This is a genomic window from Ruegeria sp. BH8, from assembly GCF_056538065.1.
In genome coordinates this window covers 145,091-167,427 of sequence record NZ_JBQFSP010000003.1, presented here as the reverse complement: position 1 = coordinate 167,427, position 22,337 = coordinate 145,091, and the positions used below count along the sequence as shown (strand labels likewise).

Sequence of the window (22,337 nt, the reverse complement as noted above, 5' to 3'; positions counted from 1 at the left end):
CGCGGTTCACGGTTCTGGTGGATCAAAAATCAGCGGTGTCAGGTCTGCATACCGCGCGCTTTTGTCCGGCCAACTAAGTATCACTTGACGGATGCGGTCGGCACGATCTTGTCCAAGCACGGGGGCCGCAAACTGCGTATACTTGGCGATGACATCGTCCCGTGACATGGGGGCCTCGGGGCCGCCGCGGGCATGAATATCCCCGGATTTCAGAACACGGCCATCCGTTGCCGTGATCGTGACGTCTGCCCAGCGCCCTTCGGGAAACCGGACGCTGTGGTGTTCGCTTTCCGCGACCGTGATGCGGGACATCAGATTGGCGACCGCAGGATCAGACAGGCCAGACCCTGAGATTTGTTCAACGCCGATGCGCCCGTAAACGGCCTGAACTGCCACGGCAAATGGCAGGGAATACTGCGCTTGCGAAGTTGTTTCGGGCAGTCCCGCAAAAAGGCAGGCCGCCTGATGAAAGCTGCTGATATGCAAAGTTTCGATCTGCGTGCTGGTCAGGTCATGCGCGATCATGACAGCGCGCACGCCATCAATCGCGGCATGGGCCCAGCGACAGATCGGATAGGGTTTCACGTATTGATGTTCGACCTGCCAAAAGGTTCCCAGATCCTCCCAGTAGGGTGTGACCTCTTCCGCCTCGATTGTGATGGCGGGCGCGCCGGTAAAGCCGCGTTCGGCCAGAACAGCGGCGGACAGCCCCACCATCGCGCCCCAACCCGACCCGTCATGCAGCATTGTGGGGTTGGCAATCTCGCGCATCATCTGGCTGCGTGGACCGTGATATTCGGCAATTCCCATCGCCTGCCGCATCTGGTCGACAGAAAATCCGCGCAGGCGCGCCGCCATCGCAACCACGCCAAGCGCGTTCCAGGCACCGGATGTGTGGTAATCGCTGACACTTGCGTGCAGCGACAGGCCCGCGCGCCCGGCCACCTCGTACCCGGCAACGACCGCCGCCAAAGCCTCGGGTCCGGTCAGATTCGGGCAATGTTCGGCCAGTGCGGCCAGCGCTGGCAACACGACCACCCCGATATGGCCCTTGGTGGGGTTATATCCGTCGTGACCGTCCAGATTGTCGGTTTGCGTGGCGGCAGCATAGGCAGCACCCGCCATGCTGACGGTGCGGCCATCGAACAACATCCGTGCGCCATATGCAGGATCGGTACTGGCATAAAGCAATGCCGCCGTGTCCCGCGCGATCACGCCTGCCTGCATCGGGCCGGATGCGATCAGGATCCCCATCGTGTCGAGCATCATCAGCGCCGCAGCCTCTAGTGCGCTTTCAGGCATGTCCGAGGCCGCGCGGGTCAGCGTGAAATCGGCAACCCTGGAAAATGTATTTGTCTGCGGGTTATGCGTCATGAGAGCTCTCCTGTCGGGCGGGGCCGGTACAGGAAAGTCAGCCACAGGTAAGGGCGGGCTTGTACTCTGTTCCCGACGCCAAATGTCGGGAACAGAGGAAAACGAACGAAGAAAAGACCCTAGTAAGGGGCTTCGACGTCATTCATGGAAACGTAGACTGTTTTCATTTCCGAAAAATGGTTGATCGCCAGCTTCGAGTTCTCACGTCCGACACCCGACATCTTCGATCCCCCAAACGGGGCTTCGACCGGGGCAAGGTTATAGGTGTTGATATAACAGGTTCCCGCCTCGAACCCGGCCACAACACGGTGCGCGCGGGTCAGGTCATTGGTGAAGACGCCTGCGGCCAGACCAAATTCGGTGTCATTGGCACGGGCCATGACCTCGGATTCCGTGTCGAAATCCAGCACCGACATGACGGGGCCAAAGATTTCCTCGCGCGCGATGGTCATGTCATCGGTCACATCAGCAAAAACGGTCGGCTGCATGTAGAAACCGCCGCCTTCGATCCGGTTGCCGCCAAAGACCAGCCTTGCGCCCTCGGCCCTGGCTTTGTCGACGTAGCTCAGCGCGATGTTCAACTGGTTTTCGCTGACCATCGGACCAAAGCTGACGTTCTCGTCCATCGGATCGCCGATTTTGGCGTTGGCCAGACGTTCGGACAGGCGTTTCAGGAAGGCATCCTTGATCCCTTTTTGCACAAAGACGCGGGTGCCGTTGGAACAGACCTGGCCCGATGAATAGAAGTTGCCAAGGATCGCGCCGGACACCGCGTTTTCGATGTCGGCATCGTCAAAGACGATCATCGGAGATTTGCCGCCCAGTTCCATGGTCACGTGCTTCATACCGTCAGCCGCCGCGGCATAAACCTTGCGGCCTGTCGGCACCGATCCGGTCAGCGAGACCTTGGCCACACGCGGATCGGTGACCAGCGCGGCCCCCACGTCGCCATAGCCCTGAATCACGTTGTAGACACCTTTGGGTGCGCCGGCCTCGACCAGAATCTCGGCCACTTTCAACGCCGAAAGAGGCGTCGTTTCCGAGGGCTTGAAGACCATCGTGTTGCCGCAGGCCAGCGCCGGGGCACCTTTCCAGCAGGCAATCTGCGTGGGATAGTTCCACGCCCCGATGCCGACGCAAACGCCCAGCGCCTGACGGATGGTGTAGACGAAATCGCCACCGCCCAGCGGAATATGCTCGCCGGTCAGAGAGGCGGCCAACCCGCCGAAATACTCCAGCGCGTCCGCACCCGATGTGGCGTCTGCCACCGTAGTTTCCTGAATCGGTTTGCCGGTGTCATGGGTTTCCAGAACCGACAGGTCATAATTGTGGTCGCGCATGATGTCGGCCGCGCGGCGCAGAATGCGGCCGCGTTCCGTTCCAGTCAGTGCGGCCCAGGCTGCCTGAGCCGTTTTCGCGCTGTTCAGAGCCTTTTCCACAATCGCCGGTGTCGCCGAATGCAGGCGGGCAATCACCTCGCCGGTAGCGGGGTAGATCACGTCAATGGCCGCGCCATCGGTATCCTCGACATAGGCGCCGTCAATGAAATGGCTGGCCTTGGGCTGAAACTTCATACCGTGTCCTTTTCTTAAACACCCGTCCGGACGGGGCATTTGGTCGTTTGGAATCGGCCCTAACGGTTATTGACTAGCCAGTCAATAAAATCATCCAAGCGGCAAGATAACGCCTGCCATCGCTCACAAACCTTGAAATTTTTGGTTAATGTTCTATATATGTTCCACATAGTCAGAGGACAAACCGATGACCCAGCACATGCGCCACGTGGCACTGAACGGGCCAAACAACGACTACCATCTGCTTCCGGTAACAGACCGGCAGATGCGATATGCGCGCGCCATTGCCGAGAAATCAGCGCTTGAGATCCCGGTCGAGGCGCAGCGCGACAGGCGGTTGTTGTCCGACTGGATTTCGGCCCACAAACCGCGCGGCACCTCGCAATTCGACGATTACCCGACGGGCAAGCAGGTGGCATTCGCCGAACGGATCTCACGCAGCAAGCACCGCCCGATCCCGTCCGAGTGTTTTCGGGACAAGAAAATGATGTCCCGCTGGATTGATCACAACAGATAACCCTTACTTAGGGTCTTCTGGCGCATGATTGCGGGTATAAAGCGCAACCGCAGCCGCAACAAACATACCCAGCAGAATGTAACCGGTCACAGCCTCGGACACTGCAAGCCCGCGACACAGGCCGGTCGGGGACATGTCGCCATACCCGACCGTGGTGAAGGTGACATATGAGAAATACAGGACATCCCCCGGACCCTGCGCCCCGACCACACAGTTGTCGTTGTACCCAAAAGCCCCGTAGACGGCGGCGAACAGGAACGGGACGACCTGGATGAATGACACGCCCATCAGGAACAAAAGCCGTCGCGGCGATTTCACCTGTGTCATGTAGTACCAGGATTGCGACACCAGCCAGATCAGCAGGCCAACCGACGCGATTGTTCCGATCATGTCACCCGCAGCGGTTTCGTTAAGACGCGATAGCCCGAACCAGGCAAGAAAACTTGTCAGAACCAGCCCCAATGCAGCAATCAGGGTCGATTTCCATTCTTCCAGAGTTGTGGGTTTGCGGTGCATGAACGCCCTCTCAGCCTAGTCTGACGGTGATCATCCGACCTAAAGCAAGGGCCTGCAACCCGCTTTCAGTCCTGCCGCAAATGCGGCTCGCCCCGCTTGCGCGCAAGCACTATCTGTTTTTGCCGTTCACGAAAGCGCATCTTGTCGGCCTCGGAGGTCTCGTCGATGCATTGGTGACAGGACACACCATGTTCATATTCGGGGCGTTTCATATCCTCGGGCAGGATCGGGCGACGGCAGCCATGGCACAGCTTGTGCGGTCCTTCAACAAGGCCGTGCCCTACCGAGACACGATTGTCGAACACAAAACATTCACCCTGCCACGAGCTGTCTTCGGATGGCATCTCTTCAAGATAGCGCAGGATGCCACCTTTGAGGTGATAGACATCATCGACCCCCTGCCCCAGCAGGTAATTGGTGGACTTCTCGCACCGGATGCCGCCGGTGCAGAACATGGCAACGCGCTTGTTGTGAAAGCGGTCCTTGTTCGCCTCCCACCAGGCAGGAAATTCGCGGAAACTGGCTGTTTCAGGGTCGATTGCGCCTTCAAACGTGCCGATCGCCACTTCGTAGTCATTGCGGGTGTCGATCACCACGACATCGTCCGAACGGATCAGATCATTCCAGTCCTGCGGATCGACATAGTTGCCGACACGGGCGCGCGGATCGACATCCGGCTGACCCATGGTCACGATCTCTTTCTTCAGGCGCACCTTCATCTTGCCGAAAGGCGGATGGTCCGAGGTCGCCTCTTTCCACTCCAGATCCGAGCAACCGGGCAAGGCCCGGATATGTGCCAATACCGCATCGATCCCGGCGCGTGGACCTGCGATGGTGCCGTTGATACCTTCCTGCGCCAGCAACAGCGTTCCCGTGACGGACTGCGCGCGGCACAGATCAAGCAACGGTTCGCGCAGTGTGACGGGGTCTGGGAATCGGGTAAAGTGATAGAGGGCAGCGATCGTGTACATATGCGCGATCTACCCCCGCAAACCCGGAGTCGCAAGGGATTGCATTGACGCCCCGGCCCCTGCCCCCTACCGATAAGGCAGTTATACGGAGGCCGCCATGACCCATGCCCTGCTTGTCATCGATGTCCAGAACGATTTCTGCCCGGGCGGTGCCTTGGCAGTGGCCGGAGGAGACGAAATCGTCGCGTCTATCAATACCATGATGGAGGAGTTCGACGCCGTGATCCTGACGCAGGACTGGCATCCGGCGGGGCATTCTTCCTTTGCCAGCTCGCACAAAGGCAAAAACCCGTTCGAGCTGATCGACATGCCTTATGGCCCGCAGGTGCTGTGGCCGGACCATTGCGTTCAGGGCTCAAACGGTGCTGCGTTTCACCCCGAGTTGCGCACTGATGGTGATTTGATCCTGCGCAAGGGGTTCCGCAGTGGCATCGACAGCTACTCCGCGTTCTTCGAAAATGACCATCAGACGCCAACAGGCCTGAAAGGCTATCTTGAGACCCGAGGCATCACCCGTTTGACACTGGTTGGATTGGCGACCGATTTCTGCGTTCACTATTCGGCTGTAGACGCTGCCCGGTTGGGATTCGATGTCACAGTCCGGATGGATGCCTGCCGCGCGATTGACATGGACGGATCACTGGCTGCCGCCGAGCAGGCCATGCGCGACGCCGGTGTTACGCTGACCTAAGGGGTCGCCCCGGCAGCCGCCAGCAGTTTGATCGTCACAAACAAAACAACGGCCAGCCCAAACGCCAGCCCGATACGCCCCGAAATAGAACGCCGACGGTCCGAAACAGGCTGCTGTGGCTGTGGCGGTGGTTTGCGCACCTGACGCGTGCGCACGATCCCGGCCATGGGCTGCGCCATCCGAATGTAATTCAGAAAATCCCACAGGTTGAACTCGCCGCAATATTCCCCCTGAACGCCGCGCGATTTTATGTTCTCAAACAGAGAACGCAGAATCCTGACCCGGTCCACCTGATCTTCGGCCGGAAACACACCGGGCACGATGCCGCTGTTCCGCGACTCGAGGCTGAACCCGGCATCCAGGAAAATCTTGCGGATTTTCGGCGATGTTCCCCGTAGCGCATCTGCTGTTCTGATGTCGCGAAACACCGCACACACCTGGCGTTCCACGTCAGAGTCTGACCCCAGCTTCTCCGGGTCAATTTCGTTCAGTGCTACATTAACAATATCAAAATCGTACTCGAGACCCATTCACAAACTCAGTTTCGTCTTTCCATCCCCTTCTCTCACTAACCGGCGAAAACAATGCACAATATGCCCGTATTGTGACGTCATGCTGGCATTGTCACCAAATCAGCGACTCTTGCCATTCCCGTTGTCGATTGATCTAACTACGGAAATCGCAGGAGTTCCCCATGGTCGACATCGCGACCCGCGTCTACAATCATAAATGGAAGATTGACCCGATTGTCCGGTCTTTAATCGACACAGACTTCTACAAACTGCTGATGTGCCAGTCAGTGTTTCGAAACAAGCCCCAAACAAATGTGGTGTTTTCCCTGATCAACCGGTCGAATCACGTGCCTTTGGCCCGTTTGATCGACGAAGGTGAGCTGCGGGAACAGCTGGATCATATCCGCTCGCTTAGTCTCAGCCGGGGGGAAAGCACCTGGCTGCGGGGCAACATGTTCTATGGAAAACGCCAGATGTTCCGTTCCGATTTCATGGAATGGTTCGAGAATATGCGCCTGCCGCCCTACCACCTTGAACGCAAAGGCGATCAGTATGAACTGACCTTCGAAGGCAAATGGCACGAGGTCATGTTGTGGGAAATTCCGGCGCTGGCGGTGCTGATGGAACTGCGCTCGCGCGCGGTGTTGAACGACATGCGCCGGTTTGCGCTACAGGTGCTATATGCCCGCGCGATGACCCGCGTATGGGAAAAGATCGAAAAGCTGAGCACGATCAACGGTCTGGGGATTGCCGATTTCGGCACGCGGCGACGGCATTCCTTCCTGTGGCAGGATTGGTGCGTGCAGGCGATGATCGAAGGGCTTGGCCCCGCGTTTACCGGAACCTCAAACTGCCTGATCGCGATGCGGCGTGAGGTTGAGGCCATCGGCACCAACGCGCATGAGCTGCCGATGGTCTATTCCGCGCTGGCCGACACCGATGCCGAACTGGCACAGGCCCCTTATGACGTTCTCAGCGATTGGCATGACGAACATGACGGCAATCTGCGCATCATTCTGCCCGATACCTACGGCACCAAGGGCTTTCTGGACAACGCACCCGACTGGCTGGCGGGCTGGACCGGTATTCGCATCGACAGCGGTGATCCGGCCACCGCCGCCGAGGTGGCCATCGACTGGTGGAAAGCGCGCGGTGAAGACCCGACCCAGAAACGGATCATTTTCTCGGACGGGTTGGATGTGGACAAAATCCAGGAATTGCATGCGCAGTTTGCTGACCGCACCAAAGTATCCTTTGGCTGGGGTACCTTGCTGACCAACGATTTCCGCGGTCTGGTTCCAAATGACTCGCTGGCACCGTTCTCATTGGTCTGCAAAGCCGTATCCGCCAATGGACGCCCGACGGTAAAGCTGTCGGACAACCCGGAAAAGGCGATGGGCCCGAAGGACCAGATCGAACGCTATAAGCGGGTGTTTGGCGTTGGCGCTCAGGAGGCGATCGAGGTGATTGTCTAAGCCAAGGCACAATATCAAACACTTATCCTCAATTCATATGATGCCGGGACTAAACGACTACAGATTGGCGTCGGCAGGATCGGCGATATGGTTTTCGAGGTATTGCAGCACGATGTTCTCGGTGATGGCGCCGTCGGTGGTTGAGAAATACCCCCAGCCCCAGAACCGGCGTCCACAGTAGCGGCTGCGCAGCGCGGGAATTTCCCGTTGCACCTTGTGAGACGAACGGCCCTTCATCTTGCGCACCAGACCCGAGATGGCAATCTTCGGCGGCACCGACACGAACAAATGCACGGGATCGCTCAACAACACCCCGCGCAAGATGTCGACCTCGTTCTCGTGGCAGACCTGACGGACGATGGCGCGCACCCGCAGGCGCACCGCACCGGTCAGCACCTAATAGCGATACTTGGTCGACCAGACGATATGGTACGGTGATAGAAAACGCAGTGCTTGCCAATATCATAACACGATTCTCCGCACTGAATCGGGCCCGACCGGAAGTCGAAGGGTTTGCGTCAAAGCGTGGATACTGAAACTTGTGGTGCCGCTGAAGGGACTCGAACCCCCGACCCCATCATTACGAATGACGTGCTCTACCAGCTGAGCTACAGCGGCGCCTTGAGTCATCCGAAACTGGTCTCTTCCGGATGAGATGGCTCATTTAAACTGTCAGCCTGAAGCCTGCAAGACCAGTTGTGTCCGTTCGGGCCTTTCCGCTCTTTTCACCAGATGTTGTCGTCGAGGTATTGGGCCAATGATCAATCCATTGGGGCGAGCTTCCAGTTTGTGAAATTTTTGTAACGACGCAAAAGTCGTTTTGACTTCATACCTATAATTCCATAATTCATGAAATATGATAACAGAAGTAATCGATCAACTGGCCATCCTTGGCCACCCACAACGTATCACCGTGTTTCGCATGTTGATGCGACGGTATCCCGACACTGTTTCGGCGGGGGAACTGGCGTCGGAACTGGGGATCAAACCCAGCACCTTGTCGAACTATCTCAACGCGTTGCAGCGATCCGGGCTGGTCAAGCAGGAACGCTCCGGGACGTCACTGCTCTATTCGGTTGAAATGAAGAACGTGCAGCACATGTTCGATTTCCTGCTCGTGGCTTGCTGCCGTGGCCGACCCGATCTTTGCATGCCCTTAGCCAAAGGACGTGAAACCATGGCTGACCGAAAATTCAACGTGTTATTCATTTGCGTGGGTAATTCTGCCCGGTCGATCTTTGCCGAATCCCTTTTGCGGGATATCGGCGGGGATCGGTTCAATGTGTATTCGGCCGGCATACGACCGTTTTCCGAACTCAACCCGTTTGCAATTCGGGTTCTGCAAGACAAGGGGCACGATACTTCGGCGCTCCGCTCAAAGAATGTATCCGAGTTCTCGGGGTCGGGCGCGCCTGAAATGGATTTCGTCTTTACGGTCTGCAATCAAGCTGCGAACGAAGAATGCCCCGCCTGGGAAGGCCAGCCGATCAGCGGTCACTGGGGCATGGCGGATCCAGTCAAGGCAGAAGGCACCGATGCCGAGAAAAGCCTGGCCTTTCAAAACGCGTACGGCGCGCTGAAGCGTCGGATTCAAGCCTTTACATCGCTGCCGGTTGAAAGCCTGGACCGGATCGCACTGCAATCCGCCGTTGATGAAATCGCGCGGTCGCCACTTGAGGATGCGACATGACGACTTATGCTTTGAACGGCCTTGGCCGAATGGGGAAACTGGCCCTGAAGCCACTCTTGGAACAGGGGGCAAAGATTGCCTGGATCAACGATGCCGTCGGCGACCCCCAGATGCACGCGCATCTGTTAGAGTTCGACACCGTGCATGGGCGATGGGATGCAGAATTCAGCTTTGATGCCGACAGCATCACTGTGAATGGAACCCGCCTGCCGTTCATCGGCACGAAAGACCAGAACACCCTACCGCTGGATGGCGTCGACGTCGTGATCGACTGTACGGGCGTGTTCAAGACCGAGGCCAAGCTGGCCCCGTATTTTGATGCCGGGGTGAAGAAGGTCGTCGTCTCGGCCCCGGTCAAAGACGGCCCGACGGCCAATATCGTTGTCGGTGTGAATGACGGCACATACGACCCCGCGACTCATAAAATTGTGACAGCGGCCTCGTGCACAACGAATTGCCTGGCGCCGGTGGTCAAGGTGATCCACGAGAATCTGGGAATCCGCCACGGGTCGATGACCACGATCCATGACGTGACCAACACGCAAACGATTGTTGATCGGCCCGCAAAAGACTTGCGGCGCGCACGGTCGGCCCTCAACTCACTGATCCCGACGACCACCGGTTCGGCCACCGCCATCACGCTGATCTATCCCGAACTCAAGGGGCGTCTGAATGGTCACGCCGTCAGGGTGCCGCTTTTGAACGCCTCGCTGACCGATTGCGTATTCGAAGTTGAGCGGGCCACCACGGTTGACGAGGTCAACGCCCTCTTCAAAGCGGCGGCTGAGGGTGATCTGAAGGGTATTCTGGGTTATGAGACCCGCCCACTGGTATCCACCGATTACACCAATGACAAACGCTCCTCGATCGTCGATGCGCCCTCGACCATGGTGATAAACGGGACACAGGTGAAAATCTATGCGTGGTACGACAATGAGATGGGCTATGCGCACCGCTTGGTGGATGTGGCGCTGATGGTCGGGTCCTCGCTGTGACCCAGCGGCCCGAAGGACTGTCGGCTTATGTCGCGGTCACGGCGGCTTATTGGGCCTTCATGCTGACTGACGGGGCGCTCAGGATGTTGGTGCTGCTGCACTTTCACACCATGGGATTCTCACCGGTTCAGCTGGCCTATCTGTTTGTGCTTTACGAGATTGCTGGGATCGTCACCAACCTGGCCGCAGGCTGGATTGCCGCCCGGTTCGGGTTGACGTCCACCCTTTATGCAGGATTGGGGCTGCAGGTGGTGGCGTTGCTTGCCATGACGCAGCTTGATCCGCACTGGACCGTTACCGCCTCGGTCAGCTTTGCGATGATGGTGCAGGGGGCAAGCGGAGTGGCCAAGGATCTGGCCAAGATGTCGTCGAAATCATCAGTCAAATTACTGGCCCCGGCCGAGGGCGGAGGGCTGTTTCGGTGGGTCGCGGTGCTGACCGGATCAAAAAACGCCGTCAAAGGGCTGGGTTTCCTGTTGGGCGCGGCCATGCTGGCCACGTTGGGATTCATGACGGCAATTCTGGCCATGGCGGCGGTTCTGGCACTGATCCTGTTCGCAGTTATTCTGTTCATGCCAGCGGGCCTGCCGAAGGGGCGAAAAGGGGCGAAATTCTCGGAAATATTGTCAAAATCCGCCAATGTGAACTGGCTATCCGCAGCGCGGGTCTTTCTGTTCGGTGCCCGCGATGTCTGGTTCGTGGTCGGCATCCCGATCTATTTCTATGCCGCCCTGTCGGACGGCACCGACGACGGCAACCGTTCCGCGTTCTTCATGATCGGAACATTCATGGCGCTGTGGGTCATCCTCTATGGCGCAGTGCAGGCCTACGCGCCAAAGATCCTTCGTGCGGCGGATCGAACCGAAGGCGATTTGATCCGCGCGGCACGTAATTGGGCGATTGTCCTTTTCTGCGTTCCTGCGGCTCTAACATTCGCCGTATCGCTGTCAAATGGGCCTGAAACCTGGCTGACCACAACGCTTGTGGTTGGGTTGCTGATCTTCGGAGCGATATTTGCGGTGAATTCATCGCTGCATTCCTATCTGATCCTGGCCTTCACCCGGTCCGAACGCGTGACAATGGACGTCGGATTTTATTACATGGCAAATGCAACAGGCCGGCTGATCGGCACGGTTCTGTCCGGCCTGACCTATCAGATCGGAGGATTGCCAATGGTCCTCGGCACCGCGTCCGTGATGTTGGCCCTTGCTGCGCTGACTTCATGCAAACTGACAGACCAAACCTCCGACGCACTGACGTGACCGTTTTTGAACGAAACCTCATTGACTGAATCGCCCTCGCCATGATTGGTAGCGATCTGATCGGCGGGGCTGCGCAAGGTTATAGAAAATCGAATGGCGCGAATTTTACATGTTTCGGCATATGCCTTCGCAATGTTCAGTAAACCATGACGACTCCGCTGGCCGCTGAATCCCGGTATCCGACATATTATCCTGTATTTTTGGTGACCCCGGCAGGATTCGTACCTGCAACCTGCCCCTTAGGAGGGAGTTATTCATCTTTGATTTCCTTCTTTGTTTTCCGTTTCTTAAGTGATTTTGGCTTTGCCGCTTGTACAGGCTTCGTACGAAAACGCGCCCTGATGGCGGCTTCGTCGGTCTCTGCATGGGCATAGATACGCATCGGCAGATTGGGATCTTACCACCGCCCTGCCCTGGCTGCTGTCACTGGGTCAACGCCCTGCCGGACCACCAGTTCTGTGAAAAACCCATGCCTCCCGGCGGGGTGCGCCGAAAGGTATGGAATGCCCGCACGCTTGCAGATCGTCTTCCAGCGGTTGTTAGAGCCGGTCGAGCTGCCGTAACCAAAAACACGGGGAGACAGGAGCTGTCCGGTTTTCAGGTTCTTGGGCCGCTTCGGCTGCAAGGCCTCAAGCTCAGCCATCATTTCGGGAGAAACTGCAATCCAGCTTTCGGCATGGCCTTTCTGAGCCTTGATACGAACCTCGCAGGTTTCGGGTCTCAGATCGTCCGGCTCAATTGAAATCGCCTGGTCAATGCGCGCTGCCGTCTCAAACATGAAGCGCGCCATCGCGGCATTGTAGGGATCGGCCGCCGCGCAAAACGCCTCGATCCATTCGCGCGTTGCCGGGATGCGCTCAACTCGGCTGGTTTTCTGCCTGCGCTGATCTTGGGCAATCCGCTCGAACTTGTCATACCGTTTAACCCGCAGGAGTGGCGTCCCCTTGAATTCGTGCGCGTTGTTGATGACCGCGCGCGCCGGAGTCACGATCTCGCGCCACCAAGTATCTGTGCAAGCCTTCGGTTTCAGTTTGGGTCCAAGGCTCTTGAGTAGCGCCCCCGTGATCGCACCGAGAGGCAAGTCCCCGATTTCTTCCAGTATCGGCAGGAGCTGCTTCGCCGTTTGGGGCGACGGGAGATAAATCTCAACGGCGTCAGCAAATCGCAAGGTGTGTTCTTCGCCGATGACATGCTTACGGATCTGAAGTTCCGTTTCATCCCTTATCCAGTCCCTTGCGCAGCCTCAGTAGTCGCTCGCGTGCTTTTGCGATATGGACCGGCGATCGGTCGACCGTTGTATTCGATCCAGCCCTTGACCCAGTAGACCGATCCGCGTTGGTAGGGTTCGAGCGGCATCCTTGGCTCTACATCAAAATTCTGTCGAGTTGCGATGGGGTGATAATCAACGCATTTCCAATCTTGAATCGTGCACCCAGCCGATTTGCCTTCTCTCGAACCGTTCGTTCGGTAATCCGGATCCCACGGCTGACCAACACCTCGACCCACTGGTCCGGTGTCTTGCCCGTTGCCAGAATTTCCGAACCGAAAGAGGAGCCGGGCGCACCATTCATCTTTATTGGCCCATCGCTTTCTGTGACGACTTGATCAGCGCTTCGAGGTGCTCGGGTGTCAGCTACATCAAACGACCGATATTGTAGAAGTTCCCGGTCCTGTGCGCCTTTTCCCGGATAAGCCGGGGCGAAACATGCACGCCGTGTTCGCGCAAGCTCACGCTCCACGCCTCTGGTGTCTGACTCTGCGTTAGAAGCTCCGACATTTCTCCACCTGCAATCTTCGTAAACTCTTGCAAGAAGTTGCAGGCCATAGGTAAGAAGTCACGCGACAGTACAAATATTCTACATTTTCGGAACATATGTTCCGAAATCAGGAGTGCCATGCCGTTTGTTCCGCAGAAACCGCCTACACCTGAAGAAGAAGAGCAGGCCAAACGCGAGCGAATGAAGCAAGATTTGCTCGATTACAGGCGGGCATATCATTCCCCTGTGTCGCCTCTGCACGAAAACTTGCGAACCCTTCGAATCAACCGACAGCTAAAGAAACAGGATATGGCTGATCTGATGGGGATCACGCCGCGCACATATTATACCTATGAAAGTGGCGCGCGGCCTGTTCCTTCAGACTCACTTGCTAGGCTCGCAACCATGATCGACGTCGATCTGGATATGCTCCTAATGGGACGTTCTCTCAAGCCGACACCACAGATCATTGAGAGTGCAATCGACGACCTCATGAAAATCCTTGAGTTTCTGGATCGCGAGTATCCAACCATGGATTGGAAGACCCGGATGAAAGTTGCTCGACATGCCGTCATGGCTGATACAGGTGACTGGCCCCGCGTGGATCCCGAGATGATCCGTGGATCAGTTAAAGTCCTTACCAGGTACAAATTTCATCCGGAAAATCTCCCCCAACCACCTAATCCTGACGACTACGGCGATGATGATCGACCGCACGGTTATGAACGGGACATGGCTGCCTGGCAGGCCATTGTTGATCAAGATCTTGGAGACGACACCTAAGGCTTCAGCAGCGTCCAAGCCTCAACGCCGAACCCCTCGGCCACCCGATACAGGTTGTCGATCGAGATGTTCTGTTCCGAGCGCTCGACCGCGCTGAGATAGGTTCGGTTCAGCCCGGCCTCGTTCGCCAGATACTCCTGCGACCAGCCACGCTCGGCGCGCAGCTTGCGCATATTGCGCGCGACGATGTCTCGCAGGGGGCTCTTGGGCGTCGTTTTCATGCACAATGCTATTGTGCTTTGACGCTTTTAAATCTACCTGTTTTAACATACATTCGACGAGTTGGAGAGTACCCATGCCCCAATGCCCCACTGTATGACCGAGATCCACGAAGAGGCACGGGTTTGCCCGTCCTGCGGCGCAAAGAAGGGCGTTCTGGGCGCGGGGTTCACTGGGCGCTACCTGAAGGTTCGGGCTGGTATCGTGGCGGCGATTGGCCTGCTGCCGCTCCTCGTCGGGCTTGGCTTTCTTGTCACAGGCGACGTCATTGGCTTCATGCTGCTGGGTGGGCTTGCCGCCATACCTTTCGCCATCGCTGCCGGAATCTTTGTCGCATCGGAGGGGCGCGAAAAATGGTATCGCTGAACCTTCACGATCCGGACGGCGTGCAGCGCCGCTTGCAGGCCTTTCTTGTCCAGTTCACCGTGCCGCATTGGGTTACGCAGACCCAGACCAACGCCACGATTGAGGATCAGGAACGCGCCGCAGGGGGGCTGGACCTCGTTCTGGATATCCTGCTCGATGCGCAGCTCGGGCTGGAGGCCGATCTGGTTCCTGCCGATCAAGAGCAATTCTGGCACAGCCCGCGCTGTTTGCACGCGCCGGAAACGGGGGCGCAATTCGATATCCGCGTGGGTGCGCGCGGCGGCTATGGTCTGCGCGTCACGGCGGGCAACGCTGTGTTCACCGATAACGCAATAAGCTTTGAGGCCCTGACCATGGCACTGCGCAGCTTCGCTGCCCTGCACCGCGAGGCCACCGCATGAGCGAGCAGAAGCACACCTCTTTCTACATCAGCGCCGAGGGCCACAAGGCTCTGCGGCTGGAGGTGATCAAACGCGGCCTGTCGATGAGCCAACTCATCGCCCGCGCGCTGGCCGATGCGGGGGTCGATATTCCGGCAGAGGATTTGAAGAAATGAAAACGCTGTTCACCGCCGCGCTGATCGCGCTCGCCAGCCCTGTCATGGCCGGGGGCTGATATTTCGAGGCATCACTGGAAGGCGGGGCCGAATTCTGGACCTTCACCAATGCGACGGGCGATGTCAGCCCGCGCCGCCAGACGGGGGATGAAATCTGGCTCATACGCTCGGACGAGGTGAGCGAGCTGGGGCCGGACGGGGCCTGCACCTTTGACAACTGCGCCGTGAAGGTGCTGCCAGGCGGGCAAGTTCCAGAAGCGCGGGAACGGGTGCAGCTCACCTTCTCGAACGGCGAGATGCTGGACTTCGAGGCGCGCGGCGGCGAGATTCTGTTCGACAACTATTCCGCCGCAGGCATGGGCGCGACCGCGCTGTTCGTCGAAAACATCCGCGCGGCGGAATGGGCCGAAGTCGGCTTTGGCGGGCTGGCGCACAGGTTCAGCCTTGCCGGATCGGCTAAGGCGCTGGATGCAATCAGGGTGTATCTGCAATAGGCGTGCGATGGAGATATAGGGCGATAGCACTATCACACGATCAAATGAGGGCGCGGTATGGCGCGGTTTCTGGTCTGGAGCGACCTGCTTGACGAATTCTGGGGCGGCTTCGACCTGCCCGATCTGTCCGCTCCGCTGGACGGGATTCTGATAGCGGGCGATACGCACACGCGAGGGCGGCATCTGGAGATTCCGGCGTATGCCGCGCACAAATATAGCTGCCCGGTCGTGGTGATCTGGGGCAATCATGAACCCTATGGCTCGGTCTGGGCGGAACTGTTGACCGAGGAGGAGCGCCAGCTTACCGAACTGCGCGCCGAAGGCCTCGACGTCCGCGTTCTGCATGGGGCCGAGACCGAAATCGCGGGCGTCCGTATCATCGGCGCGACGCTCTGGACGAATCTGCAACTCTATCCAGAGTTCGACGACCTCGCGCGGATCATGGTCTCGGCCTACATGCAGGACTACCATGCCATTCACACCGCGCCCGATACCCGCTTTACCATCGACGACATGCTGGAACGTCATGCGCAGGACAAAGCTGCGATCCCCGCCGCCCTGCGTGCCCCATATGATGGCCCGACCGTAGTTATGACCCACCACCTGCCGCTGCGCGAACTGATCGCCCTGTGCGCATCATCGGCGGCCACGTGAAGCGCGCGATGAACAACGGGTTTGCCTGCGACCTCTGGGACGAGATCCGGGGCTTCGACATCGACACATGGATTTGGGGGCACAGCCACGAGGGAGAGAGCCGGACATTCGAAAGCGACCACGGACCGATCCGCTTTGTCACGAACCAGCGGGGATATCCAGGTGAGGAGGTGTCGTTCGATCCGGCCTTTGTGCTGGAGGTCTGAGAGTGTCAGGATAGGGCGATAGCGCTATCCCGCTGCCGCATGATCGCTTCGAGCCTATTTTGTCGGATGCTGCGTCGTGCATGAATGTCTGGCTCCAATTCAAGCAGGATGCGTTGCTCTCCGCAAAAAAGTTGCAAACGGTAGTCTTGGGCTTTCTTTACCAATTGTGAATAGAACATTTCCGGCACGCTTTCGGAGATTCCATGCAACACAGTTTCAGCCACTTCTTAAGGCACGGCGGTGACGGCAAGTACGAGATCGCGCAGCGACACGGTCATCTGATTGGCCGCCGCGTAGGATTATCGCTCAAGTCGACATTTCCTAACTACACAGCTCTACGGGCCGATTTCAGCGAACGCCTCGACCAGGTGATCTCCGAAAACACTCGGATGCTTCTGAACGCGCTGACCCCGCCTGACACAGTGCCAATTGTCTCCGAAGCTGAATTGCGGGATGTGTCAGATGCAAAGTCAGAAGCGCTCGACGCCTGGGACGCGCGCCTTGAGAGAATATTCGGCGAATACCAAAACCATCCGCAACGGTTGCGGCCACTGCGCACAGACATGGAAGAACGTCTCGTTCGGGCTTTTGCGGGAGTAATAAATCGGCTTCGGCAGGAAAGCTTGGGGATTCAGCAATACATCTGGCGCTCGCGAGATGATGCCAAGGTGCGCGACAGCCATGCGGCCTATGACGACCGCGTTTTCCGCTGGAACAATCCACCGGAGGGCGGGCATCCCGGCGAGGCACACAATTGCAGGTGCTATGCCGAGCCAGTGTTGCCGGGCGTTCAGAGCAATGTGGTACTCGCTGACTTTGCACCCATGGCAAATGGTGTCCCCGCTCTCGATCTGACGGAGGCGATGCGTGGCTTGCGCGCTCTGACGGGCGTCGGCGCGGCGCTTCTTGCGTCTGATGCGCTGCAAAACTGGACGCAAGCCATGCGTGATAGGCGCGTGGACGATGCTGGCGCGCGACTGGGGGTCGATGTAACAACTGTAGAAGGTCGCCTGGCGGCGACAGCCTATGCCCTCGTGCAGGAAGGGATTAGCACCGGCGAGTATCCGGTCCTGCCCAAGACCCCCGAATTCGCACGAATAGGGGCCGAAGCGGCAGCGCTTTATGAGTTGCTAAATCCCGGCACCATTCTTGATACGGGCGTTGGCGGTGATCCCGCGAAACAGCGCGCTTTGCAGGATTTCATCGCAGCCGCCGGGGCAGCGTTCGCGCGCGGTGAACTGCGGCTTCAGGATGGGGAACTGGCGCAAGGCTGGGTCGAAGTCTTTCCTGAGCTTGCGGAGGATGAACGCCGCTTGGGGCAACTGCCGGGCTTCACTCCGGAACGGGTCGAGCAATGGCTTGAAACCTATCCGATTGAAGAGCTTGGCCTGCCGAACCACACCGGATCGCCAATTCCTGATGATCCGACCGACAACATTGTCTCAACGCCGATCCCGGAAGGGGCGGGGCCGAATATTGTCGAAGCCCGACCTGGGGCCACAACGACACCTGGCGGCAACAGAATTCTGCCCCACGGTGGCAAAGGGGGCGGGCGAGAATATATTGGCCTCAAAGGCCACGATGTTGAGCAAATTGACGAGATCATCGCCAATCCTCGTCCAGATCTGAGTGGTATCGTTGAAGGGCGCGGCAGATACAAAGGGCAGGATATGACCCTGTTGACAGGCCAGGATGGCCATTGGGTTCTTCTTGACCCCGATGGTAACGTCTTCGCTGTAAGCAATCGTAATCTGCCGCTTGGGCACAAAGAGAACCAACCGGACGACATCATCCGTCCTCTGGAGGAGCAATGAATACACGGTTTGAAGACCTGATAGAGCAGGCACAAACAGGGGCAGGCACTGAATGGATTTCCGAAGCCGAGCTTCTGGACTTCAACGAATATCTTGCCACGCGCGGCTTTGGCATTTCAAGAATGGAGGTCGCACAGGCAGCCGGTGGGACCGTCAAGCGAAATTTCGGCTACGGCATCTTGCCTGCCCCAATCGGCGACGACCCCGAACACTGGCTCAATCATTTCGATCCCCAACGTTCCGCCGCATATGTTCGCGAAACTGTTCAGTTTGCCAAAGAAGACGGCGCCCTGTTCGACTACAAGGTTTGGGCCGAGCTGCCTTAAATCACCGAGAAGCTTGGTCAAAAAACATACGTTTCTGCCCTGCCAACCCTGAGCCGCCATTGGTGCGATCGCAGAGAAACGAGGCTTTGTCTGCATTTCTGCCGTCTAACACTTCTAGCTGGGCTGATCTTTGAAGCTGCGCTTCCGCCAACTGAACTGCCACTATGATGCTTTTGGGGACAAGCGCTGACGCCCGCCAGAAACCCCACAATCGCTCGATCCTTGGCGTCTCGCTCATGTAGATTTTCCGGCTCCCGTTGCACACACCGGCCCTGCCTGACATCGCCCCCCACATGGCAGGGATAGCGACTGCCGCCCCGTAGGGGTATGGGCTTAAGCGGAGCACTCAAGTTCGCCTGTCCGCAAACAAAGCCACCTGATTTCGTCGTTTGTTCTTGATTAAGGTGACTCATGTAGACATTGTGTCAGAAAAATTCCCAGAGGGGCGATGACACATGCAGGCTGACTTTTCGACTCTACTGGCGCAGGCCGGATACACTGTGCCAGAGGCCGCGCGCGTGCTTGGCTATTCTGAAGGCCACATCTATCGCTGGAAGCGCGGTGAGGAAATCCCCCGTGAAAGCGTGATCCGCCTGCTGAACATGGAGATCGAGCGGCGGCGCGATACGGGCGATGCGGAAAAGACCTTTACCTTCATTGATCTCTTCGCCGGGATCGGCGGGCTGCGGCGGGCTATGGAGAGTGCGGGCGGGCGCTGCATCTTCACCTCTGAATGGGACAAGTACGCCCAGCAGACCTATATGGCGAACTTTCCCGACAACCGGCTTCCGGTGGGCGATATCCGGGAAGTCGACGCCGAAGACATCCCCCGGCATGACGTTCTGGTTGCGGGCTTTCCCTGCCAGCCCTTCTCGATCGCCGGTGTGTCCAAAAAGAATGCCCTCGGCCGCGCGCATGGCTTTGAGGATGAAACCCAGGGAACGCTCTTCTTCGATGTGCTGCGCATCCTGATGCATCACCGCCCTGCGGGTTTCATGCTGGAAAACGTCAAGAACCTGAAAAGCCACGACAAGGGCCGGACCTTCGAGGTGATCCGCCGCAAGCTGACTGAGGAGCTGGGTTACACGCTGGAGACCCGGATCATTGATGCCGGGCATTTCGTGCCGCAGCACCGCGAGCGGATTGTGATGGTCGGCTTCCGTGAAGCGACCGGGTTCAGCTTTGATGACGTGCAACTTCCGACTTACGGCACCAAACGGATGCGCCATATTCTGCATCCCGAGAATGGCACGGAACAGCCAGAGGGCCATTTCACCGTTGGGTCGGATGCGGTGGTCAGCGACAAATACACCCTGACCGACAAGCTCTGGGCCTATCTGCAAGGCTATGCCGCAAAGCATAAGGCCAAGGGAAACGGTTTCGGCTTTGGCATGGTGGACGGGGACAGCATCTCGCGTACGCTTTCGGCCCGCTATTACAAGGACGGCTCTGAAATTTTGGTCAGCCGGGGTGAAGGCAACAACCCGCGCCGCCTGACGCCACGCGAATGTGCGCGCCTGATGGGCTACCCGGATGACTTCCGGATCCCGGTCTCGGATACGCAGGCCTACAAACAGTTCGGCAACTCGGTCGCGGTGCCTGTCTTTGCCGAGGTGGCAAAGGTGATGGCTCCGCACATCCTCGCGCTGACGAGAGCTGAACCGCTCAAAAAAGTTGGCTGACGTTCACGACAACAAGACCCGCAGCCGGAATATGGCGGCGATCCGTGGCGCTGATACCAAGCCTGAAATGCTGATTAGGCGCGGGCTTTATGCCCGTGGTTTTCGTTATCGGCTCCATGATCGAAAACTGCCGGGTAAGCCGGACATCGTGCTGCCAAAGCACCGTGCCCTGATCTTTGTGAATGGCTGCTTCTGGCATGGCCACGACTGCCCGCTCTTTCGATGGCCCGCAACGCGGAAGGAGTTCTGGCGCACGAAGATCACCGGCAACATCGAGCGGGACGCCCGGAATATCGACATGCTGATCGCGTCAGGCTGGCGTATCGCGATTGTCTGGGAATGTGCGCTGAAGGGACGTGGCAGGTTGTCGCCGGAGGTGGTGATTGACTCCCTGGCCCGATGGATATGTTCTGGTGACCAAAGGCTGACTCTTGAAGGCCTGAACACGAAAACAGGCGATTTGAGTTGAGCGAGCAAGGTATTTTCGATTTTGAGGGTGAAGGCGGCGGGCAGGCTGGGCTTCTGACGGACCTTCTGAGCCGGGCCGAACGGGTTCTGGTCAAGAAGCTTTCGAACAATGACCGGGACTGGGCGCGCTATGCCAACAAGCACCAGGCTGGGGTCTATATCCCGGCGGAACAGCGCGAGGGCGGGTTCTTTCCGCCGCTGGAGGTCAAGGCGCGCAAAGACCCGGATGCGGCCCCGATCCGGGAGGCCTGGTTCGAAACGCTCTGGCCGCAGGCTTCGGGCGATGCGCAGGCCAAACGCACCCGGATTGTGCATTACACGAGCAAGGGCCCTGAGACGCATATGACGCGCCTGCCGAAAGAGTGCTTTGAGCAGCTTTCGCCAGCCTCTTTCCTCGTGATGGGGCGGTATCGGCAGGGTGAAAACACCGTCTATGAATGCCTGACCATCGATTCCGCCAGCGATGAAGCCGACCTGCTACTGATGCATCTCGATATCACGCCGGATTTTCTGATCGGTGAGTTTGAGCCCGCCGTGATCCGGGCACGGGAACAAGACCGCGTTCTGGACTTCGCGGAAGAGCTGATCGCGGCCTGGAAGGCCGGTACGATCGTCGAATTCGGCCGCTCTCGTGCGGCCATGCCTAAACCCCTGGAACTGGCCGGGCTGGCGCGCGCCCGTTACCTGGAAATCCACGGTCTGGACTGCCTAAGTCCTTTTGCCATCGAGCGCCCCGGTGATGCGCTCCGTGAAATCAGCCGCAGCATCGAGTGGGATATGTTCCGCGACTTCCAGCGCCGCGAGCGGGCTGTCGAGCTGGTGCGCATCGTCTTGGGTGACAAGCCACGCGACATGACCGTCGCAGAGATCATCCGGCAGCTGATCAATGAACTGCCCCGGATTGACGCGCTGATGCTGTCTGCCAGCCAGCAGCGGAAATCACGGGCGGGCTATTCCTATGAACACCATATCGAGGCGATGCTGAGCGGCGGGAAGATCCCCTTCGAAAAGCAGGTGGTCATCGAAGCGAAGAAGCGCCCCGACTTCATTCTTCCCTCGCTGGCCTTCATCAGCAGCGGTGAAGTCCTCGCCGCGACAGGCCTGATACTGAGCGCCAAAACCACCCTGCGCGAACGCTGGAAACAGGTCGAGCGTGAGAAGGGTGAACGCAGGCTGTATCTCACCACGGTCGATGAGAATATCGCGGGCAACGCCATTCAGGACATGGCGGGCATCGGCGTCCAGCTCGTAATCCCCGAGAGCCTGATGGACGCCAAAGAAACCGAATATGCCGGGCACGCGAATGTGCTGACCTTCCGGCGGTTCTGCGATGAAGTGGTGCAGCCGAACTTGGCGGTTTGGGCGTAGTGCGATGGCCGGTTGTTTAGGCATGAAGGGCGGGAAGACGTCAATCGCTGCAAACGCATGAGAGCCG

At 58.2% G+C, this 22,337-nt stretch carries 25 protein-coding genes, 1 tRNA gene and 1 pseudogene; 18 read left to right on the top strand and 9 right to left on the bottom strand.

All coding sequences use genetic code 11. The features are described 5' to 3' along the window. Positions 1-6: 6 nt before the first annotated feature. Both ACR0AD_RS09480 and betB read right to left on the bottom strand, forming a co-directional pair. A complete protein-coding gene (locus ACR0AD_RS09480) occupies positions 7-1,374 on the bottom strand; it encodes an MmgE/PrpD family protein (RefSeq protein WP_480484553.1) in 1,368 nt (455 codons plus the stop codon). Between the two features lie 119 nt (positions 1,375-1,493). After that, entirely contained in the window at positions 1,494-2,948 is a 1,455-nt protein-coding gene (gene betB, locus ACR0AD_RS09475; protein ID WP_480484552.1) for a betaine-aldehyde dehydrogenase, read from the bottom strand. A gap of 187 nt (positions 2,949-3,135) precedes the next feature. On the opposite strand from betB, the gene ACR0AD_RS09470 reads away from it, so the two are divergent. Next, positions 3,136-3,465, top strand: coding sequence for a hypothetical protein (locus tag ACR0AD_RS09470; protein WP_480487031.1), 330 nt, complete (start codon positions 3,136-3,138; stop codon positions 3,463-3,465). A gap of 3 nt (positions 3,466-3,468) precedes the next feature. Here the strand turns inward: ACR0AD_RS09470 and ACR0AD_RS09465 are convergent, their stop codons facing one another. Further along, complete coding sequence (locus tag ACR0AD_RS09465; protein ID WP_480487029.1) at positions 3,469-3,981, bottom strand: potassium channel family protein; 513 nt, start codon at positions 3,979-3,981, stop codon at positions 3,469-3,471. A 65-nt stretch (positions 3,982-4,046) separates the two neighbouring features. Continuing rightward, a complete protein-coding gene (trhO, locus tag ACR0AD_RS09460; protein ID WP_480487027.1) occupies positions 4,047-4,952 on the bottom strand; it encodes an oxygen-dependent tRNA uridine(34) hydroxylase TrhO in 906 nt (301 codons plus the stop codon). Positions 4,953-5,049: 97 nt separating this feature from the next. On the opposite strand from trhO, the gene pncA reads away from it, so the two are divergent. Beyond that, a complete protein-coding gene (gene pncA, locus ACR0AD_RS09455; protein WP_480487026.1) occupies positions 5,050-5,643 on the top strand; it encodes a bifunctional nicotinamidase/pyrazinamidase in 594 nt (197 codons plus the stop codon). On the opposite strand, the gene ACR0AD_RS09450 is transcribed toward pncA, so the two are convergent. Continuing rightward, complete coding sequence (locus tag ACR0AD_RS09450) at positions 5,640-6,173, bottom strand: hypothetical protein (RefSeq protein WP_480484547.1); 534 nt, start codon at positions 6,171-6,173, stop codon at positions 5,640-5,642. The two genes, pncA and ACR0AD_RS09450, sit on opposite strands and share 4 nt — an antisense overlap. Before the next feature lie 164 nt (positions 6,174-6,337). Here ACR0AD_RS09450 and pncB point away from each other — a divergent pair, with 164 nt between their 5' ends. Next, the gene (pncB, locus tag ACR0AD_RS09445) at positions 6,338-7,630 is read left to right on the top strand and encodes a nicotinate phosphoribosyltransferase (protein ID WP_480484546.1); all 1,293 of its coding nucleotides are present in this window, start codon (positions 6,338-6,340) and stop codon (positions 7,628-7,630) included. Between the two features lie 57 nt (positions 7,631-7,687). Here pncB and tnpA read toward each other — a convergent pair. Next, positions 7,688-8,118, bottom strand: a pseudogene (gene tnpA, locus ACR0AD_RS09440) (IS200/IS605 family transposase). Positions 8,119-8,172: 54 nt separating this feature from the next. Further along, positions 8,173-8,248, bottom strand: a tRNA-Thr gene (locus ACR0AD_RS09435). Positions 8,249-8,486: 238 nt separating this feature from the next. Between ACR0AD_RS09435 and ACR0AD_RS09430 the strand changes: the two genes are divergently transcribed. From ACR0AD_RS09430 to arsJ, 3 genes are read left to right on the top strand one after another with little or no spacing between them, the layout of a single operon-like run. Then, positions 8,487-9,320 carry an arsenate reductase/protein-tyrosine-phosphatase family protein gene (locus ACR0AD_RS09430; protein ID WP_480487024.1) on the top strand — a complete coding sequence of 278 codons (834 nt, stop codon included), beginning with the start codon at positions 8,487-8,489 and terminating at the stop codon, positions 9,318-9,320. After that, positions 9,317-10,315, top strand: coding sequence for an ArsJ-associated glyceraldehyde-3-phosphate dehydrogenase (locus ACR0AD_RS09425; RefSeq protein WP_480487022.1), 999 nt, complete (start codon positions 9,317-9,319; stop codon positions 10,313-10,315). The genes ACR0AD_RS09430 and ACR0AD_RS09425 overlap by 4 nt, the downstream gene beginning before the upstream one ends. Then, positions 10,312-11,577 carry an organoarsenical effux MFS transporter ArsJ gene (arsJ, locus tag ACR0AD_RS09420; RefSeq protein WP_480482370.1) on the top strand — a complete coding sequence of 422 codons (1,266 nt, stop codon included), beginning with the start codon at positions 10,312-10,314 and terminating at the stop codon, positions 11,575-11,577. The genes ACR0AD_RS09425 and arsJ overlap by 4 nt, the downstream gene beginning before the upstream one ends. Before the next feature lie 397 nt (positions 11,578-11,974). Here the strand turns inward: arsJ and ACR0AD_RS09415 are convergent, their stop codons facing one another. Then, a complete protein-coding gene (locus ACR0AD_RS09415) occupies positions 11,975-12,565 on the bottom strand; it encodes a tyrosine-type recombinase/integrase (protein WP_480482372.1) in 591 nt (196 codons plus the stop codon). 907 nt (positions 12,566-13,472) lie between these two features. Here ACR0AD_RS09415 and ACR0AD_RS09410 point away from each other — a divergent pair. Then, complete coding sequence (locus ACR0AD_RS09410; protein ID WP_480482374.1) at positions 13,473-14,117, top strand: helix-turn-helix domain-containing protein; 645 nt, start codon at positions 13,473-13,475, stop codon at positions 14,115-14,117. On the opposite strand, the gene ACR0AD_RS09405 is transcribed toward ACR0AD_RS09410, so the two are convergent. After that, positions 14,114-14,338, bottom strand: a complete 225-nt coding sequence (locus tag ACR0AD_RS09405; RefSeq protein ID WP_456036516.1) for a helix-turn-helix domain-containing protein — start codon at positions 14,336-14,338, stop codon at positions 14,114-14,116. The two genes, ACR0AD_RS09410 and ACR0AD_RS09405, sit on opposite strands and share 4 nt — an antisense overlap. A gap of 82 nt (positions 14,339-14,420) precedes the next feature. Here ACR0AD_RS09405 and ACR0AD_RS09400 point away from each other — a divergent pair, with 82 nt between their 5' ends. From ACR0AD_RS09400 to ACR0AD_RS09350, 11 genes are all read left to right on the top strand, one after another. Further along, complete coding sequence (locus tag ACR0AD_RS09400; protein ID WP_480487020.1) at positions 14,421-14,702, top strand: hypothetical protein; 282 nt, start codon at positions 14,421-14,423, stop codon at positions 14,700-14,702. Next, positions 14,690-15,103, top strand: a complete 414-nt coding sequence (locus ACR0AD_RS09395) for a hypothetical protein (protein ID WP_480482378.1) — start codon at positions 14,690-14,692, stop codon at positions 15,101-15,103. The genes ACR0AD_RS09400 and ACR0AD_RS09395 overlap by 13 nt, the downstream gene beginning before the upstream one ends. Then, complete coding sequence (locus ACR0AD_RS09390; RefSeq protein WP_480482380.1) at positions 15,100-15,258, top strand: hypothetical protein; 159 nt, start codon at positions 15,100-15,102, stop codon at positions 15,256-15,258. The genes ACR0AD_RS09395 and ACR0AD_RS09390 overlap by 4 nt, the downstream gene beginning before the upstream one ends. 176 nt (positions 15,259-15,434) lie before the next feature. Beyond that, positions 15,435-15,752 carry a hypothetical protein gene (locus ACR0AD_RS09385; protein WP_480482382.1) on the top strand — a complete coding sequence of 106 codons (318 nt, stop codon included), beginning with the start codon at positions 15,435-15,437 and terminating at the stop codon, positions 15,750-15,752. Positions 15,753-15,809: 57 nt separating this feature from the next. After that, the gene (locus ACR0AD_RS09380) at positions 15,810-16,406 is read left to right on the top strand and encodes a metallophosphoesterase family protein (protein ID WP_480482384.1); all 597 of its coding nucleotides are present in this window, start codon (positions 15,810-15,812) and stop codon (positions 16,404-16,406) included. Positions 16,407-16,414: 8 nt separating this feature from the next. Then, positions 16,415-16,612, top strand: coding sequence for a hypothetical protein (locus ACR0AD_RS09375; RefSeq protein WP_480482386.1), 198 nt, complete (start codon positions 16,415-16,417; stop codon positions 16,610-16,612). 203 nt (positions 16,613-16,815) lie between these two features. Beyond that, positions 16,816-18,426 (top strand): phage minor head protein, encoded by a 1,611-nt coding sequence (locus ACR0AD_RS09370; RefSeq protein ID WP_480487018.1) that lies wholly within the window; start codon positions 16,816-16,818, stop codon positions 18,424-18,426. Next, a complete protein-coding gene (locus ACR0AD_RS09365; protein WP_480482390.1) occupies positions 18,423-18,752 on the top strand; it encodes a hypothetical protein in 330 nt (109 codons plus the stop codon). Before ACR0AD_RS09370 ends, ACR0AD_RS09365 begins: the two co-directional genes overlap by 4 nt. Before the next feature lie 455 nt (positions 18,753-19,207). Then, entirely contained in the window at positions 19,208-20,434 is a 1,227-nt protein-coding gene (gene dcm / locus ACR0AD_RS09360; RefSeq protein WP_480482392.1) for a DNA (cytosine-5-)-methyltransferase, read from the top strand. Between the two features lie 31 nt (positions 20,435-20,465). Further along, positions 20,466-20,903 (top strand): very short patch repair endonuclease, encoded by a 438-nt coding sequence (locus tag ACR0AD_RS09355; RefSeq protein ID WP_480482394.1) that lies wholly within the window; start codon positions 20,466-20,468, stop codon positions 20,901-20,903. Then, positions 20,900-22,270: a type II restriction endonuclease gene (locus ACR0AD_RS09350; protein WP_480487016.1), complete on the top strand. Its 1,371-nt coding sequence runs from the start codon at positions 20,900-20,902 to the stop codon at positions 22,268-22,270. The genes ACR0AD_RS09355 and ACR0AD_RS09350 overlap by 4 nt, the downstream gene beginning before the upstream one ends. Positions 22,271-22,337: the final 67 nt, after the last annotated feature.